At 47.9% G+C, this 6,899-nt stretch carries 8 protein-coding genes; 5 read left to right on the top strand and 3 right to left on the bottom strand.

Features of this window, described 5'->3' with window-relative positions; genetic code table 11:
• Window positions 1–121 precede the first annotated feature (121 nt).
• Window positions 122–940: a ZIP family metal transporter gene (locus GCU44_RS17605; RefSeq protein WP_154858177.1), complete on the bottom strand. Its 819-nt coding sequence runs from the start codon at window positions 938–940 to the stop codon at window positions 122–124.
• 200 nt (window positions 941–1,140) lie between these two features.
• Here GCU44_RS17605 and GCU44_RS17600 point away from each other — a divergent pair, with 200 nt between their 5' ends.
• The 5 genes from GCU44_RS17600 (at window position 1,141) to GCU44_RS17580 (ending at window position 5,155) form a co-directional block, all read left to right on the top strand.
• Window positions 1,141–1,788 carry a metal-dependent transcriptional regulator gene (locus GCU44_RS17600; RefSeq protein ID WP_154858175.1) on the top strand — a complete coding sequence of 216 codons (648 nt, stop codon included), beginning with the start codon at window positions 1,141–1,143 and terminating at the stop codon, window positions 1,786–1,788.
• Between the two features lie 8 nt (window positions 1,789–1,796).
• A complete protein-coding gene (locus GCU44_RS17595; protein ID WP_154858187.1) occupies window positions 1,797–2,495 on the top strand; it encodes a 2-C-methyl-D-erythritol 4-phosphate cytidylyltransferase in 699 nt (232 codons plus the stop codon).
• Window positions 2,496–2,602: 107 nt separating this feature from the next.
• Window positions 2,603–3,352, top strand: a complete 750-nt coding sequence (locus GCU44_RS17590; protein ID WP_154858173.1) for a LiaF transmembrane domain-containing protein — start codon at window positions 2,603–2,605, stop codon at window positions 3,350–3,352.
• Window positions 3,353–3,366: 14 nt separating this feature from the next.
• Window positions 3,367–4,410: a sensor histidine kinase gene (locus GCU44_RS17585; RefSeq protein WP_143057699.1), complete on the top strand. Its 1,044-nt coding sequence runs from the start codon at window positions 3,367–3,369 to the stop codon at window positions 4,408–4,410.
• 1 nt (window position 4,411) lies between these two features.
• On the top strand, window positions 4,412–5,155 hold the full coding sequence (locus tag GCU44_RS17580; protein ID WP_154858171.1) for a LytR/AlgR family response regulator transcription factor: 744 nt from the start codon (window positions 4,412–4,414) through the stop codon (window positions 5,153–5,155).
• Between the two features lie 84 nt (window positions 5,156–5,239).
• Here GCU44_RS17580 and GCU44_RS17575 read toward each other — a convergent pair whose 3' ends face one another.
• On the bottom strand, window positions 5,240–5,461 hold the full coding sequence (locus GCU44_RS17575) for a DUF2795 domain-containing protein (protein ID WP_010855875.1): 222 nt from the start codon (window positions 5,459–5,461) through the stop codon (window positions 5,240–5,242).
• A gap of 77 nt (window positions 5,462–5,538) precedes the next feature.
• Window positions 5,539–6,789 carry a DUF349 domain-containing protein gene (locus GCU44_RS17570; RefSeq protein WP_154858169.1) on the bottom strand — a complete coding sequence of 417 codons (1,251 nt, stop codon included), beginning with the start codon at window positions 6,787–6,789 and terminating at the stop codon, window positions 5,539–5,541.
• Window positions 6,790–6,899: the final 110 nt, after the last annotated feature.

Below are 6,899 nucleotides of genomic sequence, written 5' to 3'. Positions count from 1 at the left end.
AAAAGCCTAAAAGTGACTATTTTCGGGGTTTTTAAATTAAATTACCTCTATTTAATTCATTGGATATCAGTTTTTTAGGGATTCAGAAAGAAGCCCTACAAAGAGAGCTAAAGCCGGTAAATCAGCCCAGGGCTACATCCAGAATCATCATGATGGTGAAACCGCCGATAAACCCCAGGGTGGCCAGATCGGTATTTCCCGCCTGCTGGGTTTCCGGGATGACTTCCTCAATGACCACAAATATCATGGCCCCAGCCGCAAAGGCAAGCGCATAGGGAAGCACCGGGGTAAAGATGGTAATGGCTGCCGCTCCCAACACCCCTGCTATGGGTTCCACCAGTGCTGAGGATTGGCCGAAGAAAAAGCTTTTTCGGCGGCTCATCCCCATACGTCGGAGCGGTACAGCCACAGCGATTCCTTCGGGAAGGTTTTGCAGACCTATGCCCAGCGCCAGGACTACGGCTCCGGCAATGGTGGCTTCCGGCATGGCCGAGGCAGCCCCACCGAACAAAACGCCTACTGCCAGGCCTTCGGGTATATTGTGCATGGTGATCGCCAGTACCAGCAAAGTGGTTTTCTGCCAGGGGGTTTTGATCCCCTCGGCTTTTTTGAAATTGACATGCAGGTGGGGCAATACCTTATCCAGAAAGAAAATAAACAGCGAGCCTCCCACAAAACCCAGAGCAGCTGGCATCACCTTGAAAAACCCCTCTCCCTCGCTCATACTGATCGCCGGAGCCAGCAAACTCCAAAAACTGGCGGCGATCATCACTCCGCCCGTAAAGCCCAGCATCGCGTCTAAAAGCGGTCGGTTCATTTGTTTGAAGAAAAAAACAAATCCGGCACCAACGGCGGTAAGTAGCCAGGTAAACAGGGTGGCCAGAAAGGCAGCCTTCACGGGCGAAATACTAGCCAAATAGTCGATAATCGTGTCTAACATACGGTGTAGGTATTGAGTAGGGCGGCAATGGGTTCCTGTTTCGCCGAATCAGGCATAGGTGTGGGCCATTACCAGACCATTGCTGATCAGACGGAGGCTATCGCCGCCGTTGGTAATTAGTTAAGACAAATTTAAATAGTTAGCATTGACTAACAAATTTATTTCAATAATTTTTTATCTTTGCCCGTAAAGTTTCACGCATGAACAGCCAATCCATAGAAAACTACCTCAAAGTGATTTTCAATCAGGCCATTGTTACTGATGAAGTCAACACCACAGGTATTGCACAGGCGCTGGAAGTAAGTTTGCCCTCCGTTAATAGCATGGTAAAAAAATTAGCCGGGATGGGACTTTTGGAGTACGAAAAGTACAAGCCGCTCAAGATTACTGAGAAAGGGCGACAAACGGCTGCCATGATCATCCGAAAGCACCGGCTGACCGAAATGTATTTGGTAGAAAAAATGGGCTTTGGATGGGAAGAAGTGCACGATATTGCGGAGCAACTGGAGCACATACAATCCCCTGAATTTTTCGACCGGATGGACGAGTTGCTGGGGCATCCGCAGCGAGATCCCCATGGTTCGCCCATCCCCAACAAACAGGGGCATATTGCCATTTTGGAATACCGGATGCTCTCCGATTGCAAGCCGGGGGAAAAGGTAGAACTGAAAGCATTGGCGCATACCTCGGATGAGTTTCTCCGATACCTCAATAGTAAGGAGCTGGCATTGGGCGTGCAGGTGCAGGTAGTGGAGGTAGAGGTGTACGACAAGAACATGACGGTGGATTACGAGGGCCGCCGGGAGGTGCTCTCAGCCCTGGTTTGTTCCAAATTATTGGTAAGTTGATGTCGACCATGATACAAAATCAGACAAGGTATGCCATCGTTGTCGCCGGGGGCGCGGGCACCCGTATGGGTGCAAAGATCGCCAAACAGTACCTGCCCATAGGAGGGAAGCCGGTATTGATGCACACCCTGGCTCGTTTTTACGCCCTTGATCCCGCCATTCAGCTTCGTTTGGTCTTGCCGGAGGGCGATTTTTCCTTTTGGAGATCCCTCTGCGAATCCCATGGTTTTACCCTTCCGCACCAATTGGTGAAAGGTGGCACGTCCAGGTTTGGCAGCGTGCGCAACGGACTCGACAGTATTTCGGAGGAATCCGGATTGGTAGCCATCCACGATGGGGTAAGGCCCTTTGTAGACGGACAGGTAATCCTTCGGAGCTACGAAGTGGCCGCAGACGTTGGCAGTGCCGTAGCGGTGGTGCCGTTGAAGGATTCCATTCGGGAAATGCAGGGACCGGATACATCCGTATTTCGGGACCGGGGACAATTTCGGCTCGTACAGACTCCACAGACTTTTCAGCTTTCAAAAATTAAGGCGGCATTTGCTGCTGGAGAGCAGGATTTTTTTACCGACGATGCCACCGTCTACGAGCACATGGGTTGGGAGGTTTGTCTCATACCGGGAAATCCGGAAAACATCAAATTGACCAGTCCCGAGGATCTGGATTATTCGAATTACCTGCTGACTAAAAAGGATGGCGGCATTTAACGGATAAATCCGGTCGCTTATCGATTTTCGGGGGTACCTGGCAGATAGACACTTTATTTCGTCCGAGCATTCTGCTAACTTGCCTTAAAAGTAAAATAAGTGAAACCATGAAAAACATACGAAATGGAAATCACGCACTGGGGGTGCTGATTTTAGTCATTGGAGCGTTGCTGCTATTAAAACAGATCGGCGTACTCATTCCCGGGTGGATTTTTTCCTGGCCGATGATCTTAATCGCTATCGGGTTGTATTCCGGGTATAAAAACGGCTTTCAGAATACCGGTTCGGTCGTGCTATTGGTTATCGGAGGCTTTTTTTTATTGAGAGACAAGGTGTTTTTGCCTTTCGAAATCGGGCCTTACCTGCTGCCGCTGGCACTTATCTTTCTGGGGTTGTTTATTTTGTTTAAAAAGAACAAAAACCCCGCGATCAACTGGACGGACTGGGAGGGCAACTACGATAAGTGGGAAAAAAAGCTCCGTACACAAAATGACACCGAGGGCGAGCCTACGAATAGCTCCGATTACCTCAATGTGGAGGCCTTGTTTTGTGGTCTGAAACGCAAAGTCATGTCCAAGCATTTCAAAGGAGGGGAAATCACCACCGTATTTGGGGGTTCCGATATAGATTTGATGCATGCAGATATAGAAGCGCAGGCGGTTCTTAAGGTTTCTGTCGTATTCGGCGGAGTCAAACTCATTGTGCCGCCCCATTGGGACGTACAGTTGGGGGTTAGTAACCTGGCCGCGGGAGTCGAAGACAAACGCCACTTTCACCAGGCCACTCAGGATCCTCAAAAGCGGTTGGTGATTTCCGGGACGGTTATTTTTGGCGGCATAGAGATTTCTTCCTATTAGTGGATGGATTACCCATGGATAACCAACTGAAAATCCATAAACTGACGGGCGAGCCCTTGGATCACCTGGCATTCCTGCTACTGGTCTTTACGGGTATGCTTGCCTGTTCTTTTTTTTGGCACCAGCAGTGGGAGTGGGCAATCCAGGATGCCATTACCAGTACGCTGGCCTTTGGTCTAGGGGTATTTCTTTTGAATCTCATGCTGTATTACTATCCCAGCGGAAAGTTCAAAACCTGGCCTGCCTTGATGTTTTCCCTGGTCATTAGCATAGGGCTTGTTTTTTGTTGCAGGTTGCTATGGAAGAGTGCGCTTTTGGGTAATCCAGAATTTTTAGCCCTTTTCGAAGCATCCCTTCCGTTTCGGGTTATCGTGGGACTATTGTTGTTCCATTTGTCGGGATTGATTATCCTGTCTGGGAAAACCTCCGTCAACGAATTTCAACAGATGCAGCGGGGAGAGTTGCGGCAAAAGCTTTCTGCCGATGCAGAGCTACATTACCTGCGCCAACAGATGCAGCCCCATTTTTTATTCAATAGTCTGAATTCAATTAATGCCTTACTGGCAAGGCAACCGGAAAAAGCCCGGGAAATGGTGCAAGGGCTTGCTGATTTTTACCGGGAAAACCTGAACAAGGACCCCAGGAAATGGGAAAGCTTAACCCGGGAAATGAATGTAATCGGCCAGTACCTCGAACTTGAAAAAATCAGGTTTGGTCAGCGCCTGGCATACGAACTGGTGGTCCCCAGCGATGCCGATGCATTGAAGTTACCTTCGCTTCTGATTCAAACCCTGGTAGAGAATGCAGTAAAGCATGGCTTGTATGGGATGACGGGCGATATTTTGATTCGTATTGAGGCAAAAAAGGAAGGGCAGCTGCTGTCAGTGACCGTGGAAAACCCTACTGATAATCCGTTAGGAACGGCTGCTGGCACAGGATTTGGTCTCGAAAGTTTGGAACGTCGGTTGTTCCTTATTTTTGGAAGGAAAGACTTGTTACTGATTCGGAATACCGAGGGAGTTTTTAGCGCAACGATTAAAATTCCTCAGACAGGTTGACATGATACGATGTGTAATTATCGATGACGAGCCCCTGGCCCGGGAGCTGTTGGCAGATTACCTGGCGTCCTTTCCGGATTTTGAGCTGGTGGGTGCTTTTCAGGATGGCTTCGAAGGCTTCAAAGGTATCTCCGAATTAAAGCCCGAGCTGGTTTTTTTAGACATTGAGATGCCGAAGATCAACGGGTTTGAGTTACTGGAGTTGCTCGACGAGCCACCGAAAGTGATCTTCACTACCGCTTACGATACCTATGCCATTCGTGCCTTTGAGCAGCAAGCGATCGATTATTTACTGAAGCCGTTTTCCCTCGATCGCTTGCGGCAGGCGCTGGAAAAAGTCAGCCGGGAGATGCATGAGCCGTACGGATTGGCAGCCGGGCTGCGTGCGATCGGTGAGGAGCGCGCTACCCGGGATTATCTACAACGGGTTGTCGTCAAAGCAGGAAACAATATCCATATTTTACCGATCGATGCGATCGCCTATTTTTCTGCCGAGGGGGATTACGTCAAGATCGTATGCGATGGCAAAGGTTACCTGAAGCTGGGCACCATGGGGTATTTTGAGAAGGTCTTGAATCCAAATGAATTTACACGGATTCACCGATCGTATTTGGTCAATGTCTCCATGATCAGTAAAATTGAGCCCTTTCAGAAGGAGAATTTCCTGGTCTACCTAAAAGAGGGAACCCACCTGCCGGTAAGCAAAACGGGTATGGGTAAGTTGAGGAAAGCCTTGCGTATCTAGGAACGAAAGTAACGCGGTTGAATAGAGGGTCGCAGGTCGGAAAAGAGAAACAAAAAAAACCTTCCACAGGGGAAGGCTTTCGGTTTAATATTCGTCTTCGTTGAAGAAGAAATCATCTTTTGTCGGATAATCCGGCCAAATTTCCTCTATGTTTTCATAAGGTTCGCCGTCATCCTCCAGCTCCTGAAGGTTCTCTACAACCTCCAGTGGTGCTCCCGACCGGATAGCAAAGTCAATCAACTCATCTTTAGTGGCAGGCCACGGAGCGTCTTCCAAATAGGAGGCAAGTTCTAAAGTCCAATACATAGTCTACACAAATTTAAACGTCCCCTTGAACGGGGTGCAAAAATAGAAATTCTTTTCAAAACTCAAACAATTACGAATCAATTGTTTGTAAGTTCTTTTAATATGTGGTTTTTGACATCCACTTTTCGTTTGTGGGCGGCAATTTTTCGCCGCATCATGTGGTCAAAATCGTCTTCCTGCGTGCGGAAATTGTCCGTATTTTCTCTGACGGTGTTTAACTCCCGTTGGTCCCTCGCGATCAGGTCTTTGAGCAATCCGGACTTGATTACCACCTGTTCCGACGGATCTTTTTCATCAAAGCCGGGATACTTGGAATGACACAATTTGTCCAGAAAGGATTTCTCGAAGACGATTTCTGAAAAGAATACGAAAGCGCCAATACTTTGTTGTGCGTTTCTGGGTTTTTTTGGGGGAAGTTTTTTCCATTCCGCCTGTAGGCGTTTTGCCTGCGCCAGTTTGCTGTCGTCCACGGCACCTTTGGACAAAAGCTTCATTTCTTCGGCTAATTTTTCGATCTTTTTGATCATCAATCCCGGGCTGAGACGAGGGGCATTCTGGCTCATTCGCCGGTATCGGCTAAAAATCCGGTTGTTTAACTTGCTAAATTCATCCCATATCGGCTGTCGTTTGGCCGCTGGAACCCTACCGGATGCTTTCCATTGCTTTTGTATCTTTTTGCTGATCTCAAAAGCCGTTTTTGCATCGGGTAGGTCGTGCGCTTCCCTGGCCTGTTCCAGCAAGCTCTCGTAAACCTTGATGTTCTGTTCTGCCTGCAATGCCAACCCGTCAAAATAGTTCTTGCGGTTACTGTAAAAGACATCAAGAATTGCCTGAAATTGCCCTTCGATTTCATCTTGGATTTCTTTGTCTACAGGCCCGGTTTTGAGCCACTTCAGCTTCAACTCCTTAAACGCTTCGGAAGCCTCTTTCCAATCGGTGCTGTTTTTTATTGCATTGGCCTCTTCTATCAGCGCTTTCTTTATTTCCAGGTTTTTTTCCCGATTGGCCTGAATGATTTCTTCCAGATAGGCTTCCTGCTCCTCGAGCTCTTGGATGAGCGCAGGAAAGTCTCCCAGCCCATCGTAGTGCATCAAAGCATTTTTCAAGTGAATCAGCTTCATCAGAAAGGACCCCTTGTTTTGGTTTTCCTGGATGTCCTGTTTCAGTTTTTCTACCTTGGCCTTTACGGTCTCAAAGCGGTCTTCGAAGTAGCGGATGGTGGAAGCCTCATCCTCCTTCACCTCTCCAATAATCCGGTCCTCCTGGCCCAAAAAACCTTTCAAGTAAATTTTTCCGTCTTTTATATATCCATAGGGATGATCCGTCATGATTAGCAGGGTTGGTTGTAATTTTGAAGTGGTTTTTCCAATTTCTGCAAATTAATTAATAATGGTTCATTTATCCTAAGAAAGCGGATTTTTTACCATCTTTGTTGATT

It is taken from the genome of Cyclobacterium xiamenense (assembly GCF_009467825.1).
Taxonomy (GTDB): Bacteria; Bacteroidota; Bacteroidia; order Cytophagales; family Cyclobacteriaceae; genus Cyclobacterium; species Cyclobacterium xiamenense.
This window is presented reverse-complemented; position numbering and strand designations above follow the sequence as displayed.